The following is a 2,563-nucleotide window of genomic DNA, read 5'->3' on the forward strand; positions in this document are numbered from 1 at the left end:
AATTACCTTCATTATACGCAATTAGTCCATATTTGTCAACAATTACATTCATTATTAATATCTAAATAAATCAGACCACCTATTTTAAATAAGCAGCAAACTATAAACTAGTAGGTTCCACACCAAATGTAAACCCATACTTCCCCATAAGTCAGATTTATAGCGCACCATCCCTAAAAACATCCCAAGTGAAACATATAAACACCAAGCTAGAATGGTTCCTGGATGATGTACTAAGGCAAATAAAACACTTGTCAACGCAATTCTGATATCTAATTTTCTAACCAAGTTCCATAAAATTTCTCGATACAGAAATTCTTCAACCATACTCGCATTGATTAAGAACAATAAAAATGAAAACCAAGGGACTTGATGTTGAAGGCCAATTAAGTTTGCTTGATTCGTGCTTCCTTGCGCATGGATTAAGCTAAAACATAGACTTATAATCAGTAGGCTAGCTAATCCAATACCAAGCCATTTCATCCTAGATTTCATACTGACCTTATGCGCTTTTTTACGTTGACCATATATCCATAAAAATGAAATGAGTGACGCACCATAGAGAATCTGTAGTATAGTTAACTCACCGATACAAAAAAATTTCAGTAAGTATAGAGATACCAATAAGACATTTACTTGTTGGAATATATAAACTGGAATTATTCTTTTCATAGTTACCTCCGAAATAAATCTTCATAATCTAAATCTAATACCTGCACAATCCTTTCTACCCATGGACTTTGAGGCATTCGTTGTTCCATCTTATAGTGGCGAATCTTTTGATACAAACGATTCAATTCACTTGGATAGTGAAACTCTCCCGCAAACATTTTTCTGGTTAACTCAATCCAGCTAATATTTCTTTCAGCCAAAATAATGGACAAGTTCTCCCAAAATCGTTCAGCCATATTGCTTCTCCTTTAGTTAGATAAATAATGTGTTTGTGCCATGTAAATCAATTGCTTCGTATCTCTTGGCAATAAAGCTCTAGCCTCCTCCAGATTCAGATTTGGATAAACTCGCTTATTTGAAACCGCAAGAGGAAGTCTGATGGTTAGTTCAGGATTTTTTAATATCATTTCGATGAAATCTGTTAATTTTAGGTTATCTCGATTCTTAAAACGTAATAAATTTGGAGATAAAAACTCGAAACAATCTGAAGAATAGCTCATCATCTCAATTAATTTGTCCTTTGTCATTTCAGAAACTGAATGACAAGATACCTCAATGCCATAGTTTTGGAAGAATTCTAAAAGAAGTTGATTTCTATGGTTATTTTTACTCAGATAGAGATCAATCATGGGAGACCTCCCAAATATTCGGTTCCATTTGATATTCTGAGACGATTAAGGAATCTAATAAATTGGAGAAGTTAATTGATTTCTTGTCTTCATCATAAGCTTTTACAGTTACTTGGGTTGTAAGTATTCCCTCTTTTCCCTCGGCTCGATAGCCTTGCCCATATAAAACAAAAACAAGATTATGATTATCATCTACAAAGGCATCAGCACCGTTCTTTATATCCTGACTTTCAAGGAATTCCATAATGTTTTGAAGATAGGATTCATAAAATAGTGGGTAATTGTGTTTTTTATGGTAATAATCTAAAAATTTCACTTCAAACTCACATGGATAATTGGGCATCAAAAATATTTGTTCATCCAACTGCATCATTTCTGCATCATGTAATTCTGTTTCTAATTCATCACAATATAGTATTGACTCTTTATTTAACGCTTTCATCTTTTTCCTCTATTTCTTTTAATTTCTTTGCGATTGCGGCAATCACAGGAACGGTTACACTATTACCAGCTTGTTTATAAAGCTGACTATTACTAGAGACTTTTCTAGCAGCTTCAAAAGCCCAATCAGGAAAACCCTGCAGTCTAAAACACTCTTTAGGAGTGATTCGTCGTATCCTCAAACGGTAAAATTGCCCATCAATTAAGACACCAGCTACATGATAAACTTGCTTATCTTCTCCTTCATAGCTAGCCACTACTACTCCCATTTGCCCACTAGTTGTTAACGTATTCGCTATACCTTTTCCAACTCTACCACGACGATACTGAGAACTTGGTCTTTCTAAATTGATTGAATCCCCAATCTCTGCTTGAGCATATCCTTTTTTCGTTGCCTCTCGGACTTTTAGAAATTTGATTGGTTCTGGAATCAGTATTTTGGGGATTTTATCTCCACCTTGCATCGTAGTCAGTGTTGGACATAAGCCCTCACTTCCATAGACGCGACCAGTTTCCTTAAAGCTAGTTGGTAAATCTCCAACAACGACAATACCATGGCGATCCTGAGTATTTAAAGTAAACATTGGCTCTTGATTATTCTTGAAACGTCTACCATTTTGTCTTTTTTCTAATCTGTCTGGTGTCATACAAGGAATCGCAACTTTAAATCCTTCTCCTTTTCCACGAACTAAGGTTGGTGCAAGACCTTCTGAATAATAGACTTTACCACTCATTCCACTTTTTGATGGATTCAAATTCCCTAATATTTTTAAAGTCTCAGAGTTAGTTGCTTGACCTTCTCGTCTGAAAGGAAATAGAAG

5 protein-coding genes are annotated in these 2,563 nt (G+C 35.0%); all 5 read right to left on the minus strand.

Features of this window, described 5'->3' with window-relative positions; translation table 11 throughout:
• Positions 1-84: 84 nt before the first annotated feature.
• The gene (locus CBI42_RS10620; protein ID WP_094753956.1) at positions 85-672 is read right to left on the minus strand and encodes a CPBP family intramembrane glutamic endopeptidase; all 588 of its coding nucleotides are present in this window, start codon (positions 670-672) and stop codon (positions 85-87) included.
• A gap of 2 nt (positions 673-674) precedes the next feature.
• Positions 675-908 (minus strand): hypothetical protein, encoded by a 234-nt coding sequence (locus tag CBI42_RS10625; RefSeq protein WP_000840776.1) that lies wholly within the window; start codon positions 906-908, stop codon positions 675-677.
• Between the two features lie 12 nt (positions 909-920).
• The gene (locus CBI42_RS10630) at positions 921-1,301 is read right to left on the minus strand and encodes a hypothetical protein (protein WP_078238463.1); all 381 of its coding nucleotides are present in this window, start codon (positions 1,299-1,301) and stop codon (positions 921-923) included.
• Positions 1,294-1,743 (minus strand): hypothetical protein, encoded by a 450-nt coding sequence (locus tag CBI42_RS10635; protein ID WP_064519965.1) that lies wholly within the window; start codon positions 1,741-1,743, stop codon positions 1,294-1,296. Before CBI42_RS10635 ends, CBI42_RS10630 begins: the two co-directional genes overlap by 8 nt.
• A partial coding sequence (locus CBI42_RS10640) for a DNA cytosine methyltransferase (RefSeq protein WP_179211397.1) occupies positions 1,727-2,563 on the minus strand: 837 nt, incomplete at its 5' end. The genes CBI42_RS10635 and CBI42_RS10640, both read right to left, overlap by 17 nt.

The sequence above is a fragment of the Streptococcus sp. KR genome (assembly GCF_002238115.1).
GTDB lineage: Bacteria > Bacillota > Bacilli > Lactobacillales > Streptococcaceae > Streptococcus.

Bases quoted from the DNA above. Each gene is read 5' to 3' on its own strand.
- CBI42_RS10620 (WP_094753956.1), bottom strand. From the start codon at position 672: ATGAAAAGAATAATTCCAGTTTATATATTCCAACAAGTAAATGTCTTA.
- CBI42_RS10625 (WP_000840776.1), bottom strand. From the start codon at position 908: ATGGCTGAACGATTTTGGGAGAACTTGTCCATTATTTTGGCTGAAAGA.
- CBI42_RS10630 (WP_078238463.1), bottom strand. From the start codon at position 1,301: ATGATTGATCTCTATCTGAGTAAAAATAACCATAGAAATCAACTTCTT.
- CBI42_RS10635 (WP_064519965.1), bottom strand. From the start codon at position 1,743: ATGAAAGCGTTAAATAAAGAGTCAATACTATATTGTGATGAATTAGAA.